The 24,927-nt window shown below is 55.9% G+C and carries 25 protein-coding genes; 3 read left to right on the top strand and 22 right to left on the bottom strand.

Features of this window, described 5'->3' with window-relative positions; all coding sequences use genetic code 11:
* Window positions 1-2: 2 nt before the first annotated feature.
* The 9 genes from pabC to yceD all read right to left on the bottom strand — a co-directional run bounded on the left by pabC (window position 3) and on the right by yceD (window position 7,134).
* Complete coding sequence (pabC, locus tag LRM19_RS04245) at window positions 3-812, bottom strand: aminodeoxychorismate lyase (RefSeq protein ID WP_271367657.1); 810 nt, start codon at window positions 810-812, stop codon at window positions 3-5.
* A gap of 120 nt (window positions 813-932) precedes the next feature.
* A complete protein-coding gene (fabF, locus tag LRM19_RS04240; RefSeq protein ID WP_032639670.1) occupies window positions 933-2,174 on the bottom strand; it encodes a beta-ketoacyl-ACP synthase II in 1,242 nt (413 codons plus the stop codon).
* 91 nt (window positions 2,175-2,265) lie between these two features.
* Window positions 2,266-2,502, bottom strand: a complete 237-nt coding sequence (gene acpP, locus LRM19_RS04235) for an acyl carrier protein (protein ID WP_003857954.1) — start codon at window positions 2,500-2,502, stop codon at window positions 2,266-2,268.
* Window positions 2,503-2,655: 153 nt separating this feature from the next.
* Entirely contained in the window at window positions 2,656-3,390 is a 735-nt protein-coding gene (gene fabG / locus LRM19_RS04230; protein ID WP_008500795.1) for a 3-oxoacyl-ACP reductase FabG, read from the bottom strand.
* Window positions 3,391-3,402: 12 nt separating this feature from the next.
* Complete coding sequence (fabD, locus tag LRM19_RS04225; protein WP_111965541.1) at window positions 3,403-4,332, bottom strand: ACP S-malonyltransferase; 930 nt, start codon at window positions 4,330-4,332, stop codon at window positions 3,403-3,405.
* Window positions 4,333-4,347: 15 nt separating this feature from the next.
* On the bottom strand, window positions 4,348-5,301 hold the full coding sequence (locus tag LRM19_RS04220; protein ID WP_115874729.1) for a beta-ketoacyl-ACP synthase III: 954 nt from the start codon (window positions 5,299-5,301) through the stop codon (window positions 4,348-4,350).
* Between the two features lie 6 nt (window positions 5,302-5,307).
* On the bottom strand, window positions 5,308-6,342 hold the full coding sequence (gene plsX, locus LRM19_RS04215; RefSeq protein WP_060568787.1) for a phosphate acyltransferase PlsX: 1,035 nt from the start codon (window positions 6,340-6,342) through the stop codon (window positions 5,308-5,310).
* An 80-nt stretch (window positions 6,343-6,422) separates the two neighbouring features.
* Window positions 6,423-6,596 (bottom strand): 50S ribosomal protein L32, encoded by a 174-nt coding sequence (gene rpmF, locus LRM19_RS04210; RefSeq protein ID WP_003857964.1) that lies wholly within the window; start codon window positions 6,594-6,596, stop codon window positions 6,423-6,425.
* A gap of 16 nt (window positions 6,597-6,612) precedes the next feature.
* On the bottom strand, window positions 6,613-7,134 hold the full coding sequence (gene yceD / locus LRM19_RS04205) for a 23S rRNA accumulation protein YceD (protein ID WP_014883375.1): 522 nt from the start codon (window positions 7,132-7,134) through the stop codon (window positions 6,613-6,615).
* 140 nt (window positions 7,135-7,274) lie between these two features.
* Between yceD and LRM19_RS04200 the strand changes: the two genes are divergently transcribed.
* Window positions 7,275-7,859: a Maf family protein gene (locus LRM19_RS04200; protein WP_115874728.1), complete on the top strand. Its 585-nt coding sequence runs from the start codon at window positions 7,275-7,277 to the stop codon at window positions 7,857-7,859.
* A gap of 65 nt (window positions 7,860-7,924) precedes the next feature.
* On the opposite strand, the gene rluC is transcribed toward LRM19_RS04200, so the two are convergent.
* On the bottom strand, window positions 7,925-8,872 hold the full coding sequence (gene rluC / locus LRM19_RS04195; RefSeq protein WP_021240761.1) for a 23S rRNA pseudouridine(955/2504/2580) synthase RluC: 948 nt from the start codon (window positions 8,870-8,872) through the stop codon (window positions 7,925-7,927).
* Between the two features lie 572 nt (window positions 8,873-9,444).
* Between rluC and rne the strand changes: the two genes are divergently transcribed.
* Complete coding sequence (gene rne / locus LRM19_RS04190; protein ID WP_271367631.1) at window positions 9,445-12,540, top strand: ribonuclease E; 3,096 nt, start codon at window positions 9,445-9,447, stop codon at window positions 12,538-12,540.
* Window positions 12,541-12,588: 48 nt separating this feature from the next.
* Here rne and LRM19_RS04185 read toward each other — a convergent pair whose 3' ends face one another.
* Window positions 12,589-13,491, bottom strand: coding sequence for a LysR family transcriptional regulator (locus LRM19_RS04185; protein ID WP_407719094.1), 903 nt, complete (start codon window positions 13,489-13,491; stop codon window positions 12,589-12,591).
* Between the two features lie 145 nt (window positions 13,492-13,636).
* On the opposite strand from LRM19_RS04185, the gene LRM19_RS04180 reads away from it, so the two are divergent.
* Window positions 13,637-14,851 (top strand): MFS transporter, encoded by a 1,215-nt coding sequence (locus LRM19_RS04180; RefSeq protein ID WP_127730384.1) that lies wholly within the window; start codon window positions 13,637-13,639, stop codon window positions 14,849-14,851.
* A gap of 75 nt (window positions 14,852-14,926) precedes the next feature.
* Here LRM19_RS04180 and flgL read toward each other — a convergent pair whose 3' ends face one another.
* From flgL to flgB, 11 genes are all read right to left on the bottom strand, one after another.
* Entirely contained in the window at window positions 14,927-15,880 is a 954-nt protein-coding gene (gene flgL, locus LRM19_RS04175) for a flagellar hook-associated protein FlgL (RefSeq protein WP_033145208.1), read from the bottom strand.
* 14 nt (window positions 15,881-15,894) lie between these two features.
* Complete coding sequence (gene flgK, locus LRM19_RS04170; protein ID WP_111965536.1) at window positions 15,895-17,535, bottom strand: flagellar hook-associated protein FlgK; 1,641 nt, start codon at window positions 17,533-17,535, stop codon at window positions 15,895-15,897.
* A gap of 75 nt (window positions 17,536-17,610) precedes the next feature.
* Window positions 17,611-18,564, bottom strand: a complete 954-nt coding sequence (gene flgJ / locus LRM19_RS04165; RefSeq protein ID WP_023311141.1) for a flagellar assembly peptidoglycan hydrolase FlgJ — start codon at window positions 18,562-18,564, stop codon at window positions 17,611-17,613.
* Complete coding sequence (locus LRM19_RS04160) at window positions 18,564-19,661, bottom strand: flagellar basal body P-ring protein FlgI (RefSeq protein ID WP_029740346.1); 1,098 nt, start codon at window positions 19,659-19,661, stop codon at window positions 18,564-18,566. The genes flgJ and LRM19_RS04160 overlap by 1 nt, the downstream gene beginning before the upstream one ends.
* A gap of 12 nt (window positions 19,662-19,673) precedes the next feature.
* Entirely contained in the window at window positions 19,674-20,372 is a 699-nt protein-coding gene (gene flgH, locus LRM19_RS04155; protein ID WP_023311139.1) for a flagellar basal body L-ring protein FlgH, read from the bottom strand.
* A gap of 57 nt (window positions 20,373-20,429) precedes the next feature.
* Window positions 20,430-21,212 carry a flagellar basal-body rod protein FlgG gene (flgG, locus tag LRM19_RS04150; RefSeq protein ID WP_008500810.1) on the bottom strand — a complete coding sequence of 261 codons (783 nt, stop codon included), beginning with the start codon at window positions 21,210-21,212 and terminating at the stop codon, window positions 20,430-20,432.
* A gap of 11 nt (window positions 21,213-21,223) precedes the next feature.
* On the bottom strand, window positions 21,224-21,979 hold the full coding sequence (locus LRM19_RS04145; RefSeq protein WP_033145205.1) for a flagellar basal body rod protein FlgF: 756 nt from the start codon (window positions 21,977-21,979) through the stop codon (window positions 21,224-21,226).
* A 20-nt stretch (window positions 21,980-21,999) separates the two neighbouring features.
* Window positions 22,000-23,250, bottom strand: coding sequence for a flagellar hook protein FlgE (flgE, locus tag LRM19_RS04140; protein ID WP_111965534.1), 1,251 nt, complete (start codon window positions 23,248-23,250; stop codon window positions 22,000-22,002).
* 26 nt (window positions 23,251-23,276) lie between these two features.
* Window positions 23,277-23,987, bottom strand: a complete 711-nt coding sequence (gene flgD / locus LRM19_RS04135) for a flagellar hook assembly protein FlgD (RefSeq protein WP_111965533.1) — start codon at window positions 23,985-23,987, stop codon at window positions 23,277-23,279.
* Window positions 23,988-23,998: 11 nt separating this feature from the next.
* Window positions 23,999-24,403: a flagellar basal body rod protein FlgC gene (flgC, locus tag LRM19_RS04130; RefSeq protein WP_008500814.1), complete on the bottom strand. Its 405-nt coding sequence runs from the start codon at window positions 24,401-24,403 to the stop codon at window positions 23,999-24,001.
* A gap of 3 nt (window positions 24,404-24,406) precedes the next feature.
* Window positions 24,407-24,823 (bottom strand): flagellar basal body rod protein FlgB, encoded by a 417-nt coding sequence (flgB, locus tag LRM19_RS04125; protein WP_023311135.1) that lies wholly within the window; start codon window positions 24,821-24,823, stop codon window positions 24,407-24,409.
* Between the last annotated feature and the right edge of the window lie 104 nt (window positions 24,824-24,927).

The following is a 24,927-nucleotide window of genomic DNA, read 5'->3' as shown; positions in this document are numbered from 1 at the left end:
GACTATCTGATTTGCTCACATATCGGGGCTAAAAACTGAAACAGCTCGCGCGAGGACCAGCGTTGTTGGCCATACGCACGGACGGGTACAACAGGCATCAGCGCATTGCAGATGATGACTTCATCTGCGGCCTTTAGTGCGGATTCTCCTGCACTAACTTCGACAACGCGAAAGTCAGAGCGTACCAGCTGTTCCAGACAAAACTGACGCATTAACCCATTTACGCCAGCGTGTTCCAGCGACGGAGTGAACACTTCTCCCCCCTGCCGCCAGAATAAATTAGCCGCACAGCATTCCGTAATGAACCCTTCGCTGTCAAGAACCAGCGCCTCATCGGCGTCCGTCTGTTCAAGATGAGTACGAATGAGCACCTGCTCCAGGCGATTGAGATGCTTAAGCCCGGCCAGCATCGGGTTTCGTCCCAGTCGCACCGGGCTCAGCGTCAGCGTGACGCCGTCTTCTCGCCAGCGAAAGTAATGCGCGGGATAAGCTGATACGGAGAGGATTCGCGTTGGGTTGAGACACGATGCAGCGCTATAACCCCGGCCACCACTACCGCGGCTGATAATGACTTTGAGTACGCCGCTGTCCTTCTCCGTAGCCAGCTGGCACATTTCCTGGCGCAACGTATCCCAGTGCGTAAAAGGGATCATTAGCTTTTCACAGCCATGCTGCAGGCGTCGAATGTGCGCCTCCAGCAGGCAGACATCGCCATCCAGAATGCGCGCCGTCGTAAAGCAACCATCACCGAACTGTATTGCCCTGTCGCTGGCAGGCAGCGTGTCCTGCTCAAGGCCATTGATTAAAAACATGGTGGCTCCTTATGCGTGGGCGTTTAGTCTGGCAGGATGTCATGCAGCCGACAAGAAGATTAGCCTTAATAAAAAAGGCCCGGCAAGCGGACCTTTTTAAAAGCTATCGGGAGGTCAGGATCAGATCTTTTTGAAGATCAGAGAACCGTTGGTGCCGCCGAAGCCGAAGGAGTTACACAGGGTGTACTCCATACCGCTAACCTGACGCGCTTCGTGAGGAACGAAGTCCAGATCGCAACCTTCATCCGGGTTATCCAGGTTGATGGTTGGCGGAACAGCCTGATCGCGCAGCGCAAGGATGGAGTAGATTGACTCTACTGCACCCGCCGCGCCCAGCAGGTGACCGGTCATGGACTTCGTGGAGCTCACCAGTACGCGGCTGGCAGACTCGCCGAAGATAGATTTAACCGCCTGAGCTTCAGCTTTATCGCCTGCAGGAGTAGACGTGCCGTGCGCGTTAACATAGCCAATCTGAGCCGGGGTAATACCCGCATCACGGATTGCGTTTTCCATCGCCAGCGCAGCACCTGCACCGTTCTCCGGAGGAGACGTCATGTGGTACGCATCGCTGCTCATACCAAAGCCAACGACTTCAGCATAAATTTTCGCACCGCGTTTTTTCGCGTGTTCGTACTCTTCCAGTACGATCATGCCCGCACCGTCACCCAGGACGAAGCCGTCACGGTCTTTATCCCACGGACGGCTTGCCGCCTGCGGGTTATCATTACGGGTAGACAGCGCACGGGCTGCGCCGAAACCGCCAACACCCAGCGGGGTACTGGCTTTTTCAGCACCGCCGGCAACCATAGCATCTGCATCGCCGTACGCAATAATGCGCGCGGCCTGGCCGATGTTATGTACGCCAGACGTACAGGCGGTCGCGATAGAAATGCTTGGCCCACGCAGGCCGAACATGATGGTCAGGTGACCCGCCACCATATTAACAATCGTGGACGGAACGAAGAACGGGCTGATCTTACGCGGGCCGCCATTCATCAGAGATGTATGGTTTTCCTCGATCAGGCCAAGGCCGCCAATCCCGGAGCCGATAGCGGCGCCGATACGGGTTGCGTTCTCTTCCGTAATCTCAAGGCCAGAATCCTGCATGGCCTGAACGCCAGCGACAATTCCATATTGAATGAAGGCATCCATCTTGCGCTGTTCTTTGCGCGAGATGATCTCTTCACAGTTAAAATCCTTTACTAAGCCAGCAAATTTCGTTGCATAGGCGCTAGTATCGAAATGGTCGATTAGGCTGATGCCGCTCTGACCGGCAAGGAGAGCTTTCCAGGTGGACTCTACGGTATTGCCGACAGGAGACAACATGCCAAGTCCGGTCACAACTACACGACGCTTAGACACGTTTGTCCTCCAGGGAGGGATAAAAAAAGAGATTCGTGGGACTAAAAAAGATAAAACTCAGGCGGTCGAATGACCGCCTGGAGATGTTCACTTACGCCTGGTGACCGTTGATGTAATCAATGGCAGCCTGAACGGTGGTGATCTTCTCAGCTTCTTCGTCCGGAATCTCAGTATCAAACTCTTCTTCCAGAGCCATTACCAGCTCAACGGTGTCAAGAGAATCTGCGCCCAGGTCTTCAACGAAGGAAGCGGAGTTCACAACTTCTTCCTGCTTAACGCCCAGCTGTTCGCCGATAATTTTCTTAACGCGTTCTTCGATAGTGCTCATACTCTTAAATTTCCTATCAAAACTCGCTTTCGCGATGGTTTTCGTAGTGTATAAAATGTTGAAAAATTTGCAACTAAATCCCGGCAGTTCTTACCACGATTTTACGTTATTTTGAGGCCTTTTACCCAAATAACGCAAATTTTTTTATCGTGGTTAAACCATATACATCCCGCCGTTGACGTGGAGGGTCTCACCAGTGATGTAACCCGCTTCGTCAGAGGCTAAAAATGCAACCGCACTGGCGATTTCTTTAGGGTCGCCAAGACGACCCGCCGGAACTGCCGCCAGCGTACCCGCACGCTGCTCATCAGTCAGCGCACGCGTCATGTCCGTTTCAATAAAGCCCGGAGCAACAACGTTTACCGTAATACCGCGGGACGCAACTTCACGCGCCAGCGACTTACTGAAACCAATCAGACCTGCTTTCGCCGCAGCGTAGTTAGCCTGACCAGCATTTCCCATGGTACCTACCACAGAACCGACAGTGATAATACGACCATGACGCTTTTTCATCATAGCGCGCATTACCGCTTTTGACAGACGGAATACAGATGACAGGTTGGTTTCGATGATATCGTTCCACTCGTCGTCTTTCATTCGCATTAACAGGTTATCGCGAGTGATCCCGGCATTGTTTACCAGAATATCCACTTCGCCAAACTCTGCGCGAATATTTTCCAGAACAGATTCGATAGATGCAGGTTCAGTCACATTCAGTACCAGACCTTTACCGTTTGCACCCAGATACTCGCTGATGGCCTGAGCGCCATTCTCGCTGGTTGCTGTACCAATCACCTTCGCGCCGCGCGCAACCAGTGTTTCAGCAATTGCACGCCCGATACCGCGGCTTGCGCCAGTGACCAGGGCGATTTTTCCTTCAAAACTCATGGTATTCCTCTTTTATTGCGAGAGTGCCGCTGACATCGCTTCCGGCTCGTTAATCGCCGAGGCTGTCAGGGTGTCAACAATACGTTTTGTCAGACCGGTGAGGACTTTACCTGGGCCGACTTCATACAGATGCTCAACGCCCTGTGCGGCCATAAACTCAACGGTTTTGGTCCACTGTACCGGGCTATAGAGCTGGCGAACCAGCGCGTCACGGATAGCTTCCGGCGCGGTTTCGCATTTCACATCGACGTTGTTCACGACAGAAATCGTCGGTGCGTTAAAGGTAATTTTTTCCAGCTCAACCGCCAGCTTCTCGGCAGCAGGCTTCATCAGCGCGCAGTGAGACGGCACGCTGACAGGCAGCGGCAGCGCACGCTTAGCGCCCGCTGCTTTACAGGCCGCACCGGCACGTTCAACCGCTTCTTTATGACCTGCGATAACCACCTGACCCGGCGAGTTGAAGTTCACCGGCGAGACAACCTGGCCTTCAGCAGATTCTTCACACGCTTTTGCAATTGCAGCATCATCCAGACCGATAATGGCAGACATGCCGCCCGTGCCTTCCGGCACCGCTTCCTGCATGAATTTACCACGCAGTTCCACCAGACGTACCGCGTCAGCAAACGCGATCACGCCGGCGCACACCAGCGCAGAGTATTCACCCAGGCTATGGCCTGCGAGCAGCGCTGGCGCTTTACCGCCCTGCTGCTGCCAGACGCGCCACAGCGCAACAGATGCGGTCAGCAGCGCTGGCTGGGTCTGCCAGGTTTTGTTCAGCTCTTCGGCCGGCCCCTGCTGGGTCAGCGCCCATAAATCATAACCCAGTGCATCAGAAGCTTCACGGAAAGTCTCTTCAATGACCGGATAGTTTGCTGCCATTTCAGACAACATCCCAACGGTTTGAGAGCCCTGGCCCGGGAACACAAAAGCAAATTGCGTCATTTTTTATTCCTTATCCTAGAAACGAACCAGCGCGGAACCCCAGGTGAACCCGCCACCGAAGGCTTCAAGCAAGACCAGCTGGCCCCGTTTGATTCGTCCATCGCGTACCGCTTCATCAAATGCGCACGGTACCGACGCCGCAGAAGTGTTGCCGTGACGATCCAGGGTCACAACAACGTTATCCATCGACATGCCCAGCTTTTTCGCGGTCGCGCTGATGATGCGCAGGTTCGCCTGATGCGGCACCAGCCAGTCGAGCGAGGAACGCTCAAGGTTATTCGCTTCCAGCGTTTCATCAACGATGTGTGCCAGCTCAGTCACCGCCACCTTGAACACCTCGTTCCCTGCCATGGTCAGGTAAATCGAGTTGTCCGGATTAACGCGATCGGCGTTAGGCAGAGTCAACAGCTCGCCGTAGCTGCCATCAGCATGCAGATGCGTAGAGATGATACCCGGCTCTTCGGACTGCCCCAGCAGCACCGCGCCTGCGCCATCACCAAAAATAATGATCGTTCCGCGATCGGTTGGATCGCAGGTGCGCGCCAGCACGTCAGCACCGATCACCAGCGCATATTTAACGGCACCGGATTTCACGTACTGATCGGCAACGCTCAGCGCATAGGTGAAGCCTGCGCACGCTGCAGCGACGTCAAACGCCGGACAGCCTTTAATGCCGAGCATGTTTTGCACCTGGCACGCTGCACTTGGGAATGCATGCGTGGCAGACGTCGTGGCGACCACGATCAAACCAATCTGTTCTTTATCAATGCCCGCCATTTCGATAGCACGCTGTGCGGCTTCGTAACCCATGGTCGACACGGTTTCGTCTGGCGCGGCAATACGACGTTCACGGATACCTGTGCGCGTGACAATCCACTCGTCAGACGTATCTACCATTTTTTCCAGATCGGCGTTGGTACGCACTTGTTTTGGCAGGTAGCTGCCGGTACCTAAAATCTTCGTATACATGTACGCTCAGTCACTTTTAGCTAATACAGATTCCAGGCGAGCGGCAATCCGTTGAGGGACTTGTCGCTGCACCGCCTGCACTGCCTGTTCAATCGCGACAGCAAATGCTCGCTGATTGGCGGCGCCATGACTCTTAATCACGATGCCGCGCAATCCTAACAGACAGGCGCCATTATACTGGTCGGGGTTGAGGTGACTGAATCGCCGCGTCAGGCTCTTTTGTAGCCAACGCTTCAATAAAATGAGCCACCAGGCGCTTTTTTTGCCTTCTCCCTGAGATTTCAGCAGAGAAAGAAACATGCGCACGACCCCTTCCATGGTCTTCAACGTGACGTTTCCGGTGAAGCCATCGCACACCAGAACATCCGTTTTCCCCGTCAACAACTCATTGGCTTCGAGATAACCAATATAGTTGATGGAGGGAACCTGTTTGAGCAATTCAGCCGCTTCGCGAATGCTGTCCAGGCCTTTGGTCTCTTCTTCACCAATGTTCAGTAACGCAACACGGGGAGTGTTGATCCCGACAACTTCTTCTGCCAGCACCGATCCCATCACGGCAAACTGTGCCAGCATAGTACTATCACAGTCGACGTTAGCGCCTAAATCGAGCACCACCGTCTTGCCCTTCTGCTGATGCGGTAATACCGTCACCAGCGCCGGGCGCTCAATACCTTCAATAGGTTTGAGCAGTAATTTCGACAGTCCCATCAGCGCGCCGGTATTCCCCGCGCTAACGCAAGCCTGGGCTCGCCCTTCTTTCACCAACTCCAGCGCTATCCGCATAGAGCTGCCACGACTATTGCGAATAGCCTGCGAGGGTCGGGCATCACTGGCAATAACTGACTGCGCAGGAATAATCTGCAGACGCGAACGTTGTTCAAAGTCAGCTTTTGCGAGTAATGGCGTGATTGCGTCGGGATTGCCGACTAAAAGAAGTGTGAGTTGCGAATTAGAATTCAGTGCCTGCAATGCTGCAGGCACTGTCACGGAAGGGCCAAAATCTCCCCCCATGACATCTAACGCCAGGGTTAGACGTGTCAAGGTATCGTCGCAGCCTGGTTCGGTAAATTCCCCGTTTACACGGGGAAATCCTCACTAAGCCTAATCACGCTTGCGCGTGATTACTTAGTGATAACCTTGCGGCCGCGGTAGAAACCGTCAGCGGTGATGTGGTGACGCAGGTGTTTCTCACCAGAAGTCTTGTCTACAGACAGGCTGGTAACTGCGGTCAGCGCGTCATGGGAACGACGCATGCCACGTTTGGAACGGGTTGGTTTATTCTGTTGTACGGCCATGGACCTTACTCCTCAATTACTTACGCTTTAAGCTGGCTAATACGGCAAATGGGTTTGGTTTTTGCGCTTCATCAGGCAGTTCCCCAAAGACCATGTCCGCCTCGGACACTTCACAGTGTTCAGAATCATGCACCGGAACTACTGGCAAGGTGAGGATGATTTCATCTTCAACCAGAGCCAGAAGATCGATTTCACCGAATTCGTTAACCTCAATCGGCTCATACGCTTCCGGGAGTGCTTCAGCCTGTTCGTCAGAACGGACCGGACTGAAACAATACGTTGTGTGAACATGCTGTACAAACGGTTTCCCGCAACGCTGACACTCGAGCGTTACCGTTACCTTCGCATCACCGGTTAAAACGGCGAGACGCTGGTTGTCGATAGCGAACGACATGGAGCATTCTACATCACTGTCCACACTGACTACGGATTCGGCAATACGCTCAGCCTGATCGGAAGTATAGATACCTTCATAATCGAGGCGTTTTTGAGCCGTACGAACCGGATCAAGAGTCAGGGGTAATTTTACCTTTTGCATAGGGCGCGCATATTAACTTTGTAACGTCATAGAGTCAAAGAAAAAGGCAACCAGAGCTGCCTTTTGCCAATTATTCGCACACATTGCGGCCTGTAGTTTAAAATGGCTGGCATCGATACGCTATATCTGGTGATAAAAATATGCCAAATCTCGTCCTAGCTTCCACGTCTCCCTATCGCCGAATGCTGCTGGAAAAGCTCGGGATCCCGTTTGAATGCGCCGCGCCAGAGGTTGATGAGACGCCACAGCCGGGTGAATCACCGCGTCATCTGGTGACGCGTCTCGCTAAAGAGAAAGCGCAGTCGCTGGCAGCACGTTACCCCGCACATTTGATTATAGGCTCCGATCAGGTTTGCGTACTGGACGGCGAAATCACCGGCAAGCCCCATACGGAGGAGAACGCCTGCCAGCAGCTTCTGCGTGCACGAGGCAGTATCGTGACCTTTTATACCGGCCTGGCGCTCTATAACTCCGCTTCCGGTCATCTGCAAACTGAATGCGAACCGTTCGACGTGCACTTCCGCCATCTCAGCGAGCAGGAGATTATGGATTATGTACGCCGTGAGCGACCGCTGAACTGCGCGGGGAGCTTTAAAAGTGAAGGATTGGGGATTGCACTTTTCGACAAGCTGGACGGTCGGGATCCCAACACCCTGGTGGGGTTACCGCTAATTGCCCTGTGTCAGATGTTAAGACGAGAAGAGTGTAATCCGCTGACGATGTGACTGGGACGTTGCGGCCTGATGCCCTCACCCGCCCCTCTCCCACAGGGAGAGGGAGGAAGGCAAAATCAGCCGCGCAGAACCTTAAGACAGCGTTTCAGCTGCTCATCCAGCGGCGCTTCAATACGGATCACTTCACCGGTATTCGGATGGGTAAACTTCAGCGCTGCCGCATGCAGGAACAGACGTGACAGCCCCGTTCCCGCCAGCTGCTTATCAAACTCGCGGTCGCCATAGCGGTCATCAAACGCGATGGGATGCCCTGCAAACTGCGTATGCACGCGGATCTGGTGGGTGCGGCCGGTCACCGGACTACAGCGCACCAGCGTGGCAAACTCATAGCGCTCTTCAACCTTAAAGCGCGTCTCAGACGGTTTCCCTTCCTGGCTCACGCGGACAATACGCTCACCGCTTTGCAGAATGTTCTTCAGCAGCGGCGCCTGCACCACTTTTACATGGGACTGCCACTGGCCGCGCACCAGCGCCAGATAGTCTTTCTGCATCCCTTTTTCACGAAGCTGTTCATGCAGAGAACGCAGCGCGGAACGCTTTTTCGCCACCAGCAGTACGCCAGAGGTGTCGCGGTCAAGACGATGCACCAGTTCAAGGAAGCGCGCTTCCGGGCGCAGGGCACGCAGCCCTTCAATCACGCCGAAGCTCAGACCGCTACCGCCATGAACAGCCGTCCCTGACGGTTTATTCAGCACCAGAATGTGGTCGTCTTCATAAAGGATCACATCGCTCAGGGCCGCCACTTTCTGTAGCTTCGGTGAAACGGTCTCTTCCTCACGCTCTGCCACGCGCACCGGTGGAATACGCACTTCGTCACCGGCTTCGAGTTTGTACTCGGGCTTCACGCGTTTTTTGTTAACCCGCACCTCGCCCTTACGCAGAATGCGGTAAATCATGCTCTTTGGCACCCCTTTTAGCTGGGTGCGCAAAAAGTTATCGATACGCTGCCCCGCTTCATCTTCGGCGATGGCAACCATTTTTACGGCTGGAGTCTCTGTTTTCATGGTTGGCGATTCTAAATATCGTCAGCCATTAGCGCCACTCATTTTTCTATGCTTATATTTACTTTTATTCGGCCTGCTACCCGTTTCGCGCAACCGATTTGGTGGTTATTAAACCAATCGCCATTCTGAAGTGAAGAAACTGTGAGTAACCGGGTGATAATTGGTAAAAGTCATCTTGCTATAACCCGGCGAGCAGTGGAATAATGAGGCTGTTTTCCGTGTTAAATCCTGGTTAAGTAAGGATGTTGACGGAATGACCAATTTTGTCTGACCGATCATCCACGCAGCAATGGCGTAAGACGTATTGATCTTTCAGGCAGTTAGCGGGCTGCGGGTTGCAGTACTTCCCGGTATAAGGATTGTTCTCTGGAGAGTTCTACCCAGGCAATTCCCCTGATAATTGCGCTGTGTTTCCGTATGAAATACAGGCAACCGACACTCTGCGCCTCTTAAGCGAGCGACAACCGTGAGGTTGGCGACGTGAACAGACACGAGGCCATCGGTTCATACCCCGGAAAGCGTCACCTTGCCCGCAGCTTTGTCGTCAATGTAAGAATAACGAGTAAGTTACGATGAAAAGAATGTTAATCAACGCAACTCAGCAAGAAGAGTTGCGTGTCGCCCTTGTGGATGGGCAGCGCCTGTACGATCTGGATATCGAAAGTCCTGGACACGAACAGAAAAAAGCGAACATTTACAAAGGTAAAATCACCCGCATTGAACCAAGCCTTGAAGCTGCATTTGTCGATTACGGTGCTGAGCGTCATGGTTTCCTCCCTCTGAAAGAAATTGCCCGCGAATATTTCCCTGCAAACTACAACGCCCATGGCCGCCCAAACATCAAAGATGTGCTGCGTGAAGGTCAGGAAGTTATCGTTCAGATTGATAAAGAAGAGCGTGGCAACAAAGGTGCCGCACTAACAACCTTTATCAGCCTGGCAGGGAGCTATCTGGTTCTGATGCCAAACAACCCGCGTGCGGGTGGCATCTCTCGCCGTATCGAAGGTGATGACCGTACCGAGCTGAAAGAAGCGCTGGCAAGCCTCGAGCTGCCTGATGGCATGGGGCTTATCGTGCGTACCGCAGGCGTTGGCAAATCCGCCGAAGCGCTGCAGTGGGACCTGAGCTTCCGTCTGAAGCACTGGGAAGCCATCCAGAAAGCAGCGGAAAGCCGCCCTGCTCCGTTCCTGATCCACCAGGAAAGCAACGTTATCGTGCGTGCCTTCCGTGACTACCTGCGTCAGGACATCGGTGAAATTCTGATCGATAACCCGAAAGTGCTTGAGCTGGCGCGCCAGCACATTGCCGCGCTGGGTCGTCCGGATTTCACCAGCAAAATTAAACTGTACACCGGTGAAATACCGCTGTTCAGCCACTATCAGATCGAATCCCAGATTGAATCCGCCTTCCAGCGTGAAGTGCGCCTGCCATCCGGCGGTTCTATCGTTATCGATACCACTGAAGCGCTGACCGCTATCGACATCAACTCCGCTCGCGCAACGCGCGGTGGCGATATCGAAGAGACCGCCTTCAACACCAACCTTGAAGCCGCTGATGAAATCGCCCGCCAGCTCCGCCTGCGCGACCTGGGTGGTCTGATTGTTATCGACTTCATCGACATGACCCCTGTTCGCCACCAGCGTGCAGTAGAAAACCGTCTGCGCGAAGCGGTGCGTCAGGATCGTGCGCGTATCCAGATTAGCCATATCTCACGCTTTGGCCTGCTGGAGATGTCCCGTCAGCGTCTGAGCCCGTCGCTGGGTGAGTCCAGCCATCACGTCTGCCCACGCTGCTCCGGCACCGGTACCGTGCGTGATAACGAATCGCTGTCCCTCTCGATTCTGCGTCTGATTGAAGAAGAAGCGCTGAAAGAGAATACCAAAGAGGTTCACGCGATTGTCCCTGTGCCAATTGCCTCTTACCTGCTGAACGAAAAACGTGCAGCGGTCAGTGCGATTGAAGCGCGTCAGGGTGGCGTTCGCTGCATCATCGTGCCAAACGATCAGATGGAAACCCCGCACTATCACGTGCTGCGTGTCCGTAAAGGCGAAGAGACGTCAACGCTCAGCTACCTGCTGCCGAAGCTGCATGAAGAAGAGATGGCCCTGCCGTCCGATGAAGAGCCAGCCGAGCGCAAGCTGCCTGAGCAGCCTGCGTTAGCGACCTTCATTATGCCTGAAGCACCGCCTGAAGCAGCCCTGGAAAAACCGGCGGCCAAACCTGCGGCGCAGAAACCTGAAGCAACGGCAGCGAAAGCCCAGCCGGCGCAGCCTGGTCTGCTGAGCCGCTTCTTCGGCGCGCTGAAGAAGATGTTTGCCGGTGAGGAAGTTCAGCCTGAGCAGCCGAAAGAAGAGCCAAAAGCGGCCAAGCCTGAGCGTCAGCAGGACCGCCGTAAGCGTCAGAACAACCGCCGCGATCGTAACGACCGCAGCGATCGCAATGACCGCAACGAGCGTCGTGACAACCGTGACAACCGCTCTGAGAATAACGAAGGCCGTGAGCAACGCGAAGACAACCGTCGCAACCGTCGCGAGAAACAGCAGCAGAATGTTGAAGATCGTGAAATTCGCCAGCAGGCGGGCGATGAGTCTGAGAAGAGCAAACAGCGTGACGACCAGCAGCCGCGCCGTGAACGCAACCGTCGCCGTAACGACGAGAAGCGTCAGGCACAGCAGGAAGTCAAAAACCTGAACCGCGAAGAGCCTGTTGAACAGCAGGACGGCGAGCAGGAAGAACGTACTCAGGTAATGCCACGTCGTAAGCAGCGCCAGCTTGCTCAGAAAGTTCGTTTCGCCTCCGAAGCAACCGAAGAGTCAGCAATTGTCCCGGTTGAAACCCGCGAGAGCGCAGCCGGTACTCAGCTTGCAAAAGTTGACCTGCCAGCGGTCGTTGATAACAACGTTGAGCAGGATGATAACGGTGAAAACCGTGATAACGCCGGCATGCCGCGCCGTTCACGTCGTTCCCCACGTCATCTGCGCGTTAGCGGCCAGCGCCGTCGTCGCTATCGTGACGAGCGTTACCCAACTCAGTCGCCAATGCCGCTGACCATTGCCTGTGCTTCACCAGAAATGGCCTCCGGCAAAGTCTGGATCCGCTACCCGGTAGCGCGTCCGGAGCAGGTTGTTGAAGAACAGCCAGTAACCGAAGAGGTTATTGCACCTGCGGCAGCGGTAGAAGAGGTCGTGACTGAAGCGGCAACCGTGGTGGAACCTCAGGTTGTTGAAACTGCAGCCCCTCAGGTAGCTGAAGTCGAAACCACGCATCCGGAAGTGATTGCCGCGCCGGTTGATGCCGCACCGCAGCTTATTGCTGAAGAAGATGTCGTGGTGGCTGAGGAAATCGCTGAAGAAGCTGAACCTGTAGCCGCAGTGGAAGACACCGCTGAAGAAATCGTTCAGGACGTTGAGATTGAGGTTGAACCGGTTGTTGAAGAACCGAAAGCGCCTGAAGTGAAACCAGAGCCGGTTGTTTCTGCGCCAGCCGCTGCCCACGTGGCGACAGCACCAATGACGCGCGCTCCGGCGCCGGATTACGTGCCTGAAGCACCGCGTCACAGCGACTGGGTTCGCCCGGCATTCAGCTTCGAAGGTAAAGGCGCAGCCGGTGGCCACAGTGCAACGCATCAGGCGACTGCACCTGCAACGCGTCCGCAGTCTGTCGAATAACGACAAACGACGCTGAAAGTAAAAAGCCGACCTTAAGGTCGGCTTTTTTTATGGCTGCTGCACGGGCTTCCTCATCCCGGTCACCTCCGGCATGACCTGCCGCATCAACTCCAGAAAACGCCGCAAGCGTGCCGGATAATAACGGGACCAGGGATAAACCAGATGCACCGGTAGCGCCGCTGGCTGCCACTCCGGCAGCAAGTGCACCAGCCGCCCTTCCTGAATATCGTTCTGTACCGTCCAGCTGGAGACCACCGCCACGCCAAGCCCGGTGAGTGCAGTGTTACGTGCGACATACAGGCTGTCGGTACTTAGCCGTGGCGTAATAGCAATCCGCGCGGTGGCGGGCGAAGTATCGTGAAAAAGCTCCACGTGGCGCTGGTAGAAAGAGCTGATGGCTATCCAGGGAAACTGCTGCAAATCCTCCGGCGTGGTAACCGCTGGAAAACGGGCCAGCAGTGCCGGTGAAGCCACCACCGAGCGCGGCACCTCCGCCAGCAGCACGGACACGGTCGCCGGATCGACCTCCACGCCTACCCGAATAGCACAGTCCAGGTTGTCGCCGAGGAAATCCGCCGACCTGTCGTTGAGCATCCACTCAATCGAAAGCTGCGGATAGCGTTGCAAAAATTCGGTTACGGGTTTAAGAAGCTGATCCTGACCAAACGCGTGGGGAGCGCGCACCCGCAGCACCCCTACCGGCTCATCTTCCGTCTGCCCCACCTCATCTTCCAGCGCCAGCCAGCTGTCAATCACCCGACGGGCGTGCTGATAGCAGCGCTCGCCGTCATCCGTCAGCCGCGTCGTGTGGGTGGTGCGCAATATCAGGCGTACGCCCAGCATGGTCTCAAGCGACTGTAACCGTCTGCTCACAGTGGCCTGGGTGGTGGCCAGCTGCCGTGCAGCCGCAGAGAGGGAACCCGCCTCCACGATGCGAACAAACGTCCGCATTAGCTCCACCCTGTCTATACGCTCAGCTCTTTTCATTGCTTTTTCATTTATACGTTCAACGTATAAGCGTTTTACCACCGTGCCCGCTACCGTCGCAAGGCGTACTGATAAAAAATAGCCTCACACGACGAATGAGGAACTTCTTATGAACACAACAACCGCCGCCCATGCCGTGAGCCGCTGGGTGATTTTAATGCTGGCGATCGGTGCAGGTTTCAGCGTGGCATCAATCTATTATGCTCAGCCTCTGCTGCCGCTGATGGGCGCAGACCTTCATCTGAGTATCGAAGGAATGGGCATGGTCCCGACGCTCACCCAGGCGGGATATGCCCTGGGGATCCTGTTCCTGCTTCCGCTCGGCGATCGCCACGACCGCAGGACGTTAATCCTGATAAAGAGTGCGGCGCTGGCGCTGTTTCTTCTCGGCTGTAGCCTGACCGGGCAGATCCACTCTCTGCTGCTGGCAAGCCTGCTCATCGGCATGGCCGCCACCATGGCACAGGATATCGTCCCTGCCGCGGCCATCCTTGCGCCGGAAGGTAAACAGGGGAAAACCGTGGGCACGGTAATGACCGGGCTGCTGATGGGTATCTTATTATCAAGAACCGTGAGCGGCGTGGTGGGTGAAGCGTTTGGCTGGCGCGTCATGTACCAGCTGGCGGCGGCGAGCATTGCGTTCATCGGCGTGATGATGTGGTTTGTACTTCCCCGTTTTGCCATTCACTCCACGCTGAGCTACCCCGCGCTGATGCGCTCAATGGAACACCTGTGGCGTCGCTATCCGGCGCTGCGCCGTGCGGCGCTGGCTCAGGGCTTTCTGTCGATTGCCTTTAGCGCCTTCTGGTCTACGCTTGCGGTCATGCTGCTTGAGCACTATAACCTGGGCAGTGCCGTAGCGGGTGGTTTTGGTATTGCAGGTGCCGCCGGTGCGTTAGCTGCCCCGCTGGCAGGGGGTCTGGCGGACAAACTGGGCGCAGGAAAAGTCACGCAGCTTGGTGCCGTTCTGGTGACCGTCTCATTTGCCCTGATGTTCCTGATGCCCGCGCTGGGCGTTCATGGACAGCTGATTCTGATCGCCATCTCTGCCGTCGGGTTCGACCTGGGCCTGCAGTCAAGCCTGGTCGCTCACCAGAACCTGGTATACAGCCTTGAACCGCAGGCTCGGGGTCGTCTCAACGCCCTGCTCTTTACGGTGGTCTTTATCGGGATGGCGCTGGGTTCCGCGTTAGGCAGCAATATCTACTCGCTGGCTGGCTGGACGGGTGTGGTCGCGCTGGCGACAGTCTGTGGCGTCATTGCACTGGCAATTCGTCTGATTGAAAGCGCGCGTGTCGCCTCCGCATCAGCAGAAGTTGCATAAAAAAAATGCCCAATCCAGGCGGATTGGGCAGTAAAACATGCCCAGTTTCAAGACATGTTCCAAGAGGTCAAGATGTTATTTGTTCAGCTGGAACAGAGACATGCCCTGCATATCGCTAAACGCTTTATAAGACGCCTGCAAGGCCGCCTGCTGCATGGTGTAAGAGGAAATCGCTTCGTTCCAGTCGACATCAACCAGGTCGCTCATCTGCTTGGTCTGACCCAGCGCGCGGTCATCACCCAGCGTATCGAGTTTTTCCAGCTCGTTCATCTTGGTTCCCACATCCGCAACGACCGTCAGGACATTGTTCTGGGAGTTTTTGATGCCGATTTGCGCATTGGCAATCACCTGGCTTTGCGCCGTGGCAGCAGCCGGATCGTTTTCAATCGGCGTCTTCAGCGACGCAATCGCAGAATCCAGGATTTTGAACATGTTCGTCTGGCCATATCCACCGCCCGGCAGCTGTTCTGCATTACTGGTAATGCTTTCGAAAATTTGCTGGCCGGTATGGCTAATGGTCATATTTCGCGCCGTATCAACCTGCTGCGTGATGGCCTCTGCGCCGCCGTTGTAATCCCCGGTCGCGGCATCAAACGGTGCGCTCTCGGTTTTGTATCCCGCAAAGATAAAGCGACCATTACCATCCGTCGTGTTGGCCAGGTTCATAAGCTGATCGCGGATCCCCTGAATATCGGTCGCCAGAGAAAGACGGTCGTCATCGCTTAACGTGCCGTTCGACGCATAAACGAGCTTCTCGCGCACGCTCGAGATCGCGGTGTTGACCTGGGTTAACACGTTATCTTCCAGCGAGACCTTCTGCGTTGCAAAGGTACGCGCGAGCGCAAACTGGCTGTTTTGCGACTGAGACTGTGACAGAACGATGGCCTGCGACGCGGCGATAGGATCGTCCGAAGGACGATTGACGCGCTTGCCGGTGGACATCTGCTCACCGTAGCTCAGCCATCTGCTCTGGGAATCGGTGATCCCACGCATGTTCTGCTCGTACATCATCTGGGTGCTAATACGCATTGTTCACCTCAACCTTAACGAATGTTGATAATTGCATCGAAGAGCGTACTGGCAGTCTGGAGAACCTGGGCGTTAGCCAGGTAATACTGCTGATAACGCTGCAAATTGCCATACTCTTCGTCGAGGTTTACCCCAGAGATGGTCTGCTGCTGCTTGATTAACTGCGTCTCCACGTTGGCTTTCGTCTGGCTGCTCACCTTCAGTGACGCCGTTGAGCTACCGACGGTACTGACGAGAGAGGCATACGCATCGTTGAAGGTTTTGTTTCCCCCCACCACTTTGCCGTTTTGCAGATCGAGCAGTTTTTGGCCGTTACGGTTATCACTCTCGCCGCCGTTCTGCACCGATGCCATCGCCAGCTTGGACTCGTCGCTGATCGCGAGTTCCATGTTCATGATGACGTTGGAAACAGGCTTCACGGTAAAGCTGTCTTTGGTGTTTGCCGTACCGCTCACGTTGACGTTAAGGCCATCAAACGACAGATTGCCGCTGGCATCCGGGCTCATCGTAAAGCTGGTTTTGTCTGAAGTACGGGTAACCGTCCAGTCAGTTCCGTTAAACTGCAGCTTATAGTCTGTCGCCTGGACCTGCTTGCTGTCCGCTACAGAAGCCGTAACAACCGCCGAACCGCCGTTCTTGCTGCTGGACAGGACCGCCGGAGAGCCGAAGTTGAACAGCTTACCGCCCGCATCACCGTTCGCATCAAAGCCGGCTTCATGCTGCGTGTTCATTGAATCTGCAAAGGCCAGCGCCATCTGGTTCAGGGTGTTACGAGCTTTATCAAGATCTTCCGTGCGGAAGGTCAGTAAACCGCCTAAAGAACCGGTGGTAATCATCTTTTCCGGGATCTCGACATTACCCGCTACGTCGTCGACATAGGCCACGGTGGTACGAGCCGGATCTGCACTCGACTTCACGGCAGCCAGCTGGTTGGCTTTGCTGCCCTGAACCAGGCTGTAACCATTGCCGAAAGAGATGTTAAACGTACCGCTATCCTGAACAGACACTTCCACGCCGACGATTTTGTTCAGCTCATTGACGAGCTGATCGCGCTGGTCGAGCAGATCGTTAGGCGATGCGCCCGCTCCGACGCCGGTCAGACGAGAGATCTGATCGTTCAGGTTCGCAATCTGTTTGGCATAGTTGTTGATCTGAGACACGCTGGTCCCAATGGCGGTATTGACCTGCGTATCCTGATCGCGCAGATACTGATCGTTGGTTTTGAACTGATTGACCAGACCACCCGCTTTACCCAGCACCGTCTGACGTGCAGCCGGGTCTTCCGCGTTGCTCACCAGCGTTTGCAGGCTTTTGAAGAAATCCTGCAGGGTGGTGGAGAGCGAGTTGGTGGTATCAGAGAGCACATCGTCGATTTTTGACATCTGCTGATAGCGCGTCGTCAGACCGCTGCTCTGCGTCTGCGCGGCGCGCAGCTGGTTGGTGATGAAGGCGTCATACTCACGCTGGACACCGGAGACATACACCCCGTTACCCACCCAGCCACCGCCGGTCAGCGTGCTGTTAGATGCGCCCAGCACCGTGGTCTGGCGGGTGTAACCTGCCACGTTATAGCTTGAAATATTATTACTGACGGTATTGAGTGCCGACTGCGCAGCACTGAGGCCACTCATGGCGCTGTTAATCAAACTGGACATGGGGGTTCCTTTTATACGTTCAGACACGAGTCCTGATGAAGGTTATCGGCAACCTCCACCGGGACTTGAGAACTTTCAGAACAGATTTTCAATATCTGTGCTATAGGCTTTGCTGACCTTCTCGCCCATGGATTTCAGCTGCTGGATCATGCTGGTGAGCTTGCGTGCATAGTTCGGGTCAGTCGCGTAGCCCGCGTTTTGTAAGGCCTGAGCGCCCTGCTCCGCCGTCGCCGCCTGCGTAACGGCGGTATAACGCGGATTTCGGCTCAGCAGGCCAACGTAGTCGGACAATGCTTCCAGATAAGAGCTGTAGACGCGGAATTTTGCTTTGACCTTCACCGCCGCACCGTTCTCGTATTCGGTGGTCGTGATCTCCGTTGTTGGCCCCTTCCAGCTGGAGGTGGCCTTCACGCCGAAGATGTTGAAGCTCGGATCGCCGTTTTCCTTGCGGATCTGACGCTGGCCCCAGCCCGACTCCAGCGCGGCCTGCGCCAGAATCAGGTGATGCGGCACGCCGCTCTGTTCGCTGGCAAGACGCGCAGGCAGAGAAAGCTGCGCCAGGAAGTCTTTGCTGTCACCGGAGAGCGGCTCATCGCCGCTGCCCGTGGCTTTTGGCATCGCTTTACGCACCATTTGCGTCAGAGCCTGGTTCTGATAACTGGTCACCGTTTCCAGGTCGAACTTCATCGGCACCTGCTGCGTCTGTTCCTGAGGCTGAATGCCCTGCGCGGCTTCGGTCTGTTTCACAATCATGTCAGCCAGGCCGAGGCCTTTACCGGCGGTCATCTGCTGCGCAATCTGCTGGTCATACATGCTGGTGTAGAGACGCGTTGAATCACTGCTGAACATCCCGTCTTTCGGCAGGGTTTCACGCATGCTTTTCAGCATCATCTGTACAAACATCCCTTCCACCTGGCGGGCGACCGGGCGGATGTTCGCCGCCGGGTCTTTTCCTGCTTTGGTTTTCAGTTCGTTGAGCGACTGGGCATCCCAGGCTGCACTGGTCAACAGTTTGCTATCGGTCAGCATTAGATGATTTCCAGTTTGGCGCGCAGGCAGCCCGCGCTTTGCATGGATTGCAGAATGGACATCAGGTCCATCGGCGTTGCACCCAGGGCGTTCAGGGCTCGCACCACGCTGTTCAGGTTGGCACTGGAGCGAACGCTCTGCAGCGACCCGCCGCTCTGACGCATATCAATCTGCGTTTGCGGCGTCACCACCGTCTGACCGCCACCAAATGGCGTATTCGGCTGGCTCACGTTCGCGGAGCGGTTTACCGTTACGGAGAGGTTGCCCTGCGCTACAGCACAGCTGTCCAGCGACACTTCCCGGTTCATGACCACCGAGCCGGTACGGGAGTTGATGATCACCTTGGCATCCTGAACCGGAACGTTCACTTCCATATTCTGGATATCTGCCAGCATGCGCACCTGGTTGCTGCTGCCGGTAGAGGTACGGATCTGCACGGTGCGCGCATCGAGTGCCGTTGCATTACCGTAGCCGCGGCTGCGGTTGATGGTATCGGCAATTTGCTGCGCCATGGTGAAGTCTTCATTATTGAGCTGCAGGTTGATGGTGTTGCCCGCGCCAAACTGGGTCGGCAGTTCACGCTCAATGATCGCCCCGTTGGTGATACGTCCACCGTTAAGCTGGTTCACCTGCACGCTGCTCCCGCCTGCGGAAGCGCCCGCACCGCCAACCAGAATGTTCCCCTGCGCCAGTGCATAGACCTGGCTGTCGACGCCTTTCAGCGGGGTCATCAGCAGCGTACCGCCGCGCAGGCTTTTGGCATTACCCATTGAGGAGACCACCACGTCAATGGTTTGCCCCTGACGAGCAAACGCCGGGTAGGACGCGGTGACCATTACCGCGGCCACGTTTTTCAGCTGCATGTTAGTTCCCGCCGGCACGGTAATGCCTAGCTGGGAAAGCATGTTGTTCAGACTTTGGGTAGTGAACGGCGTCTGGGTGGTCTGGTCACCGGTACCATCCAGACCAACCACCAGGCCATAGCCAATCAGGGAGTTTTCACGTACGCCCTGAACGCTGGTGAGGTCGCGAATACGGTCAGCCTGGGCAAATGTTGCCACCAGCGCGAGCGCCACGGCGAAGATCGATTTAAACATGGGTCACCTCGCTTACATTGGCGATAAATTAAGGAAGAAGCGCTGCAGCCAACCCATATTTTGCGCTTCATTGATATAGCCGTTCCCGACGTACTCAATGCGCGCATCCGCCACCTGGGTAGATGGAACGGTGTTGGTGCCGCTGATGGTGCGAGGGTTAACCACGCCCGAGAAGCGAATGAATTCAGTGCCCTGGTTGATGGCGATCTGTTTTTCACCCACAACGTGTAGGTTGCCGTTAACCAGTACCTGGTCAACCGTGACCGTCAGCGTGCCGCTGAAGGTGTTGCTGGCGTTGGCACCGCCTTTACCGTTAAAGGTGTTGCCGCCGGAGGCCTCAACATCCGCACGGGCATTGCCGAACAGGCCCTGCAGATAGCGTGGCACGGTATCGAAGCCAAAATTGGTTTTGCCATCGCGGCTGGCGTTCGCCGACGAGCTCTTGCTCGCGCTGACGTTTTCCTGCAGCACAATGGTCAATGTATCGCCGACGTTACGCGGGCGGCGATCTTCAAACAGCGGCTGATAGCCGTAATTAATCGGCTGCGCGGTCTGGAAAATGGAGCCGTTTACCACTGGCGCGGGGCCAGGAACGGGTTGGGCAGTCGTCGCACCCTGGACCAATGGTTTAGACGGGATCAAAGCACACCCGCTGAGGGTGACAGCCAGAACAGTCAGTATCGGATAACGAAACGCCGCGTTTTTTTGCATTGCCTTCATCTTCGAAAACAGGGAGCCGGCGCGGCGTTTACCGCACCGGGCTACACCTTAGAGTTGCGTCAGTTTCTGCAGCATCTGGTCGGTCGTCGACACTGCTTTACTGTTAATTTCATACGCGCGCTGGACCTGGATCATATTCACCAGCTCTTCCGCCACGTTCACGTTAGACGTTTCAACATAACCCTGGTACAGCAGACCCGCGCCGTTCAGGCCCGGGGTGCTCTCATTCGGCGTACCGGAGGATTGCGTTTCGGTGTAGAGGTTCTCACCAATGCTTTCCAGACCGGTATCGTTCATGAAGGTGGTCAGGTTGAGCTGCCCGACCTGAACCGGCGCGGCCTGTCCCTGCTGGGTCACGCTGACCACACCGTCACGTCCGATGGTGATGCTCAGGGCGTTCGCCGGGATGGTAATCGCAGGCTGAACCTGGAAACCGCCCGCCGTCACCAGCTGGCCGTTCTGATCGACCTGGAACGAGCCGTCGCGGGTGTAGGCAGAGGTCCCGTCAGGCAGCTGCACCTGGAAGAAGCCCTGGCCTTTGATTGCCACGTCCTTGCTGTTGTTGGTCTGAGACAGGTTGCCCTGGCTGTGCAGACGTTCGGTGGCCACCGGACGAACACCGGTACCGATCTGCAGACCCGATGGCAGCGTCGTCTGTTCAGAAGACTGCGCGCCCGGCTGGCGGATGGTTTGATAAAGCAAATCTTCGAAAACGGCACGCTGACGCTTGAAACCATTGGTGCTCACGTTTGCCAGGTTGTTGGCAATCACGTCCATATTGGTTTGCTGGGCGTCCAGGCCAGTTTTCGCGATCCATAAGGAACTGATCATAAGGAGTCCTGTTAACTCATAGCCAGAAGTTGGTTAGCCTTGCCCGCGTTTTCATCCACGCTGCTGATGATCTTCATCTGCATTTCAAAACGGCGGGCGCTGGCGATCATGTCGGTCATGGCTTCGACCGGCTTGACGTTACTGCCTTCCAGAACGCCGGACATCACGCGGATGCTCGGATCGGCCTGTAACGTGGCGCCACGCGTCGCCTGAGCCGCCTGGGTCAGACGGAACATGCCATCGTCGCCACGCTGCACGTCTTTGGCTTCCGCCTTCACCAGCTTCAGACGTCCGACGGGCGCAACGGTGTTGGCCGGGTCGCCCGGGTTCAGCGCCGAAATGGTGCCGTCCGCAGCGATAGTGAGCTCAGAGCCTTCCGGCACGGTCAGCGGACCCGCTTCCCCCATCACCGGATGCCCCTGAATCGTCAGCTGGCCCGTCGCGCTCACCTGAATGTTGCCGTTACGGGTATAGCCTTCGCTGCCGTCCGCCGTTTGCACCGCCAGCCAGCCGTCCTGCTGCAAGGCAACGTCCAGCGGGCGTGAGGTGTAATCCATCTGCCCTGGCGTCATATCGGCGCCAGGGGTTGATGCTGTCACCAGCGTACGGGTCGGCAGGGAAAGCCCTTCTACCGGCACCGCGCGAAGCGCATTAAGCTGGGCGCGAAAGCCCGGCGTTGAGGCGTTTGCCAGGTTGCTGGCGGTAACGGCCTGCTGATTGAGCGTCTGACTTGCCGCGCCCATCGCGGTATATATTGCGTGATCCATTGCGCTTTCCTGTTAGCCGCTTAACGCAGGTTAACCAGCGTGTTGAGGATCTGGTCCTGGGTTTTGATGGTCTGCGCGTTCGACTGATAGTTACGCTGCGCGACGATCATGTTCACCAGTTCTTTACTCATATCCACGTTGGAGGCTTCCAGCGCGCCGTTGGTCAGCTTGCCGAAGTTACCGGTGCCTGCGGTGCCCAGCAGCGCCACGCCGGAAGACTGTGTGGCAGACCAGACGTTGTCGCCTTCAGACTTCAGGCCTTCGTTGTTGGCGAAGTTTGCCAGCACGATCTGACCCAGAACCTGAGACTGTTCGTTAGAGTAGCTTCCCACCACGGTGCCATCGTCGTTGATCTGGTAGCTCACCAGGTCGCCAGGCTTGTAGCCGTTCTGATTGGTTGCCACCACGCTGTTTGCACCGGTGTTCTGCTGCATGGAGTTCTGGAAACTCAGGGAGAAGGTCGCCGCCGTCGCACCGCTGACAGAACCCGTGGTGATGTTAATGGCCGGCGTGGCGTTTGGCGCTGCGCTCAGCACGCCCGCCGCGTCGTAGTTATAGACACCCGCCAGGTTACCGTTCGCATCAAAGTTCATCTGCGCCGCTTTCGTCGCAGCAGAACCCGCAACGCTGCCGTCCTGAGTGTAAAGATCCCATTTATTGTTGGCCGTCTTAACGTAGTAGACGTACATGTTATGGGCGTTACCCTGGCTGTCGAATACGGTCACGGTACCTTTTTTGTTATAGGTATCCGGGTTGGTCGCATCGAAGGGGGCGGTTTGAACAGGATCGGTTGAGTTCAGGTTGATCTGCTGCGTGGCGGTGGTGGTTGATTTCGCCGCCATCAGGGTATTCGGGATAGTAATCGCCTGAGGATTCGCACCGGTCTGAACGGTTGGAGGCGTTCCTGCTGCCGGGTAGCCCGTCAGCTGCATGCCCTGCATGTTAACCAGCGTACGGTTTTCATCCAGTTTGAACTGGCCGTTACGGCTGTAGAACACAGAACCGTTAGAATCGACCATACGGAAGAACCCGTTCTGGCTGATGGCAACGTCCAGGCCACGGCCGGTGTTGGTGGTGGTGCCGTCGCTAAAGTCCTGAGTGATGCCTGCAACTTTAACGCCCAGACCCACTTTGGAACCGGCAAACATGTCTGCAAAAGAAGCAGAACCGGATTTAAAACCATAGGTCGCGGAGTTGGCGATGTTGTTGCCAATGACGTCCAGGTTGGTGGCCGCAGCATTCAGGCCGCTGACCGCTTGAGAAAAGGCCATGACTTACTCCTGATAAGTGTTAAGGCTTAGATAATCTGCCGAACTTCGTCGAGTGTGGTGGAACCAGAGGTTCCCAAATCCAGTTTGTTGCCGTCGCTTCCTTTAATCACGCCCTGGACCAGCGCGAACTGCAGCGGCTGCGCCACCAGCTGGGTCGTCCCGTTGCTGGCGCTGATCGCTACTTTGTAAGAACCGTTTGGTGCTTTAGTGCCGTCGGTCAGGCTGCCATCCCACGTAAAGGTGTGAACGCCCGCCTTCAGCTCACCGATATCAATGGTGCGCACGACCGTGCCGTTGCTGTCGGTAATGGTTGCGGTAACTTTCTCCGCCGCCTGCTGCAGCTCAACGCCAAACGGCGTGGTGGTCGTTGTGGTGTTCCCTTCAGTGGTGCTGGTGCCCGCCAGAATCGTGGTTCCAGGGATCATCACCCCGTGACCAATCAGGCTCGCTGCCTGCAGAGACTGGCTGCTGCCAATCTGGCCGGAAACGGCACCGAGGGTAGTGTTGAGCTTCTCAATGCCGCTCACGGTGCTGATCTGCGCAAGCTGCGTGGTCAGTTCGTTGTTCTGCATTGGGTTGGTGGGATCCTGGTTCTTAAGCTGCGCCACCAGCAGCGTCAGAAAGCTGCCCTGAAGATCGGAGGCATTGCTCCCGGTCAGGGAGTTAGAACCCGTCGTACTCTTCGTGTTATTAACACCCGAGTTCGTAGGATCATTCACATTTACGGCGATGGACATGCATGTCTCCTTTACTGGCCGAGAGTGAGCGTTTTGAGCATCATGCTCTTCACGGTATTAAGCACTTCGACGTTGGCCTGGTAGCTACGGGAAGCCGACATGGAGTTCACCATCTCACCTACCACATCCACGTTTGGCATTTTCACGTATCCGCTGGCATCCGCGAGCGGGTTACCCGGCTCATACACCAGCCTGTCCGGCGCCTGGCTCTCTACCACATCAGACACCTTCACGCCGCCCGTCGCCGCGCCCGGCGCAGCATCGACCTGAAAGACAACCTGTTTGGCACGATAAGGCTGGCCGTCGGGTCCGGTTACGCTGTCGGCGTTCGCCAGGTTACTGGCAGCCACGTTCAGGCGTTTGGACTGCGCGGTTAACGCCGAACCGGCAATATCAAAAATATTCAACAAGGCCATCTATCAGTTCCCCCCCTGCAGGACGTTCATCATGCCTTTGATTTGTCCGCCGAGTACGGTCAGGCCCGTCTGGTATTTCAGGCTGTTATCGGCAAACTGCGTACGCTCCCGGTCCATATCCACGGTGTTACCGTCGAGTGAGGGCTGATCGGGAATGCGGTAAAGTAAATCGGTCGCTGGCGCGGTCATCGCCTGAGCAGGAATATGGCGAGAGGATGTCATGGCGAGTGCAACACCCGTTCCTTCGGCACGTCCACGCTCCATCACCTTTTTGAGTTCACTGGAAAAATCAATATCGCGCGCCTGAAACCCTGGGGTATCGGCGTTAGCGATGTTGGCGGCTAAAATCTCCTGCCGCTGGGCGCGTAAGTTGAGCGCTTCCTGCTGAAAACGTAACGCGGCGTCGAGTTTATCGAGCATGTCTCCTCCGCTGATGGCAAAATTTCAGTTCACAGCTTAAATCTCACCCGGTCTCCCCTATCGACGGAATAAGCGCAAAATGCGTCGCTATTTATTGCGTTGAT

The sequence above is a fragment of the Enterobacter sp. PI-10 genome (assembly GCF_027947695.1).
In the GTDB taxonomy this organism is placed as follows: domain Bacteria; phylum Pseudomonadota; class Gammaproteobacteria; order Enterobacterales; family Enterobacteriaceae; genus Enterobacter; species Enterobacter vonholyi.
Note: the sequence above shows the minus strand (reverse complement) of the source record. Positions and strands in the feature narration are given on the sequence as shown.

Coding starts and splice junctions, on each gene's coding strand:
- LRM19_RS04185 (WP_407719094.1), bottom strand. CDS start 13,491: ATGCGGACGTTTGTTCGCATCGTGGAGGCGGGTTCCCTCTCTGCGGCT.
- flgD (WP_111965533.1), bottom strand. CDS start 23,987: ATGTCCATCGCCGTAAATGTGAATGATCCTACGAACTCGGGTGTTAAT.
- rne (WP_271367631.1), top strand. CDS start 9,445: ATGAAAAGAATGTTAATCAACGCAACTCAGCAAGAAGAGTTGCGTGTC.
- fabG (WP_008500795.1), bottom strand. CDS start 3,390: ATGAGTTTTGAAGGAAAAATCGCCCTGGTCACTGGCGCAAGCCGCGGT.
- flgE (WP_111965534.1), bottom strand. CDS start 23,250: ATGGCCTTTTCTCAAGCGGTCAGCGGCCTGAATGCTGCGGCCACCAAC.
- pabC (WP_271367657.1), bottom strand. CDS start 812: ATGTTTTTAATCAATGGCCTTGAGCAGGACACGCTGCCTGCCAGCGAC.
- rluC (WP_021240761.1), bottom strand. CDS start 8,872: ATGAAAACAGAGACTCCAGCCGTAAAAATGGTTGCCATCGCCGAAGAT.
- LRM19_RS04180 (WP_127730384.1), top strand. CDS start 13,637: ATGAACACAACAACCGCCGCCCATGCCGTGAGCCGCTGGGTGATTTTA.
- LRM19_RS04200 (WP_115874728.1), top strand. CDS start 7,275: ATGCCAAATCTCGTCCTAGCTTCCACGTCTCCCTATCGCCGAATGCTG.
- fabD (WP_111965541.1), bottom strand. CDS start 4,332: ATGACGCAATTTGCTTTTGTGTTCCCGGGCCAGGGCTCTCAAACCGTT.
- flgK (WP_111965536.1), bottom strand. CDS start 17,535: ATGTCCAGTTTGATTAACAGCGCCATGAGTGGCCTCAGTGCTGCGCAG.
- flgJ (WP_023311141.1), bottom strand. CDS start 18,564: ATGCTGACCGATAGCAAACTGTTGACCAGTGCAGCCTGGGATGCCCAG.
- flgB (WP_023311135.1), bottom strand. CDS start 24,823: ATGCTCGATAAACTCGACGCCGCGTTACGTTTTCAGCAGGAAGCGCTC.
- acpP (WP_003857954.1), bottom strand. CDS start 2,502: ATGAGCACTATCGAAGAACGCGTTAAGAAAATTATCGGCGAACAGCTG.
- flgC (WP_008500814.1), bottom strand. CDS start 24,403: ATGGCCTTGTTGAATATTTTTGATATTGCCGGTTCGGCGTTAACCGCG.
- yceD (WP_014883375.1), bottom strand. CDS start 7,134: ATGCAAAAGGTAAAATTACCCCTGACTCTTGATCCGGTTCGTACGGCT.
- LRM19_RS04145 (WP_033145205.1), bottom strand. CDS start 21,979: ATGGATCACGCAATATATACCGCGATGGGCGCGGCAAGTCAGACGCTC.
- LRM19_RS04160 (WP_029740346.1), bottom strand. CDS start 19,661: ATGTTTAAATCGATCTTCGCCGTGGCGCTCGCGCTGGTGGCAACATTT.
- flgL (WP_033145208.1), bottom strand. CDS start 15,880: ATGCGTATTAGCACCCAGATGATGTACGAGCAGAACATGCGTGGGATC.
- flgH (WP_023311139.1), bottom strand. CDS start 20,372: ATGCAAAAAAACGCGGCGTTTCGTTATCCGATACTGACTGTTCTGGCT.
- flgG (WP_008500810.1), bottom strand. CDS start 21,212: ATGATCAGTTCCTTATGGATCGCGAAAACTGGCCTGGACGCCCAGCAA.
- LRM19_RS04220 (WP_115874729.1), bottom strand. CDS start 5,301: ATGTATACGAAGATTTTAGGTACCGGCAGCTACCTGCCAAAACAAGTG.
- rpmF (WP_003857964.1), bottom strand. CDS start 6,596: ATGGCCGTACAACAGAATAAACCAACCCGTTCCAAACGTGGCATGCGT.